Genomic DNA, 681 nt, shown 5'->3' on the forward strand with positions numbered 1-681 from the left:
TGTTAAAACCGTTACATGATTTATTTTAAGGCCATTTATTTCAATAGTATTGAATGAGATTTATCAAAAACTTCAAAAATTAAAAGCATCTCAATCTTTTTTGCTTATGTATTTACACTGACTTTATTTTTCAAAACTGCGTCAGTTTTCGCTTTATTTAAAAGATTATGTTTACAAAAAAATCACTGCGTACTCTTATAGGTATAAGGTACAGGAGGAGATGAATTTAAATCTTTTTGGGGCGTTGTTATAGTCTGGCTTGCTTCTGGAGTATTATAATGTGAACTATGTTCAGGAGATTTTGCAAAAAAAGATCCTAAAAAGCCAAAAATAAACCAGATGATAACCAATGCAAGAAGAATAGCAAAAATACCCTTAGCGATTGAAACACGCTGTTCATGATCTTTTCTTTCTGCAGCCATACGTTCTTCATATGTGTGATAGTTTTTATCAATCATAGTGAATTCCTTTTCTCAATTCCCTTATCTTTAATTTCTATAAAGTATACATATATGAAATTATTCAGATACTTATTTTGGGAAAACGACAATTACAGATAAAGGTTCCAGTTTACCTCATAAAGTCGGAAAAAAGAGTCGAAAATAGAATTAAAATATCTACCATAGCCTTTGAGTTGTGCAATAAAACGTTGACACAAAGGATTTGCTAATAATAGAGTTG

At 30.1% G+C, this 681-nt stretch carries 1 protein-coding gene; it reads right to left on the reverse strand.

Annotated elements, in window-relative coordinates:
- Positions 1 to 182: 182 nt before the first annotated feature.
- Positions 183 to 458: a hypothetical protein gene (locus tag ACFINC_RS10890; RefSeq protein ID WP_120100810.1), complete on the reverse strand. Its 276-nt coding sequence runs from the start codon at positions 456 to 458 to the stop codon at positions 183 to 185.
- Between the last annotated feature and the right edge of the window lie 223 nt (positions 459 to 681).

Source organism: Bartonella sp. AP58NXGY (assembly GCF_042195785.1).
Lineage (GTDB): Bacteria > Pseudomonadota > Alphaproteobacteria > Rhizobiales > Rhizobiaceae > Bartonella.

Bases quoted from the DNA above. Each gene is read 5' to 3' on its own strand.
- ACFINC_RS10890 (WP_120100810.1), bottom strand. From the start codon at position 458: ATGATTGATAAAAACTATCACACATATGAAGAACGTATGGCTGCAGAA.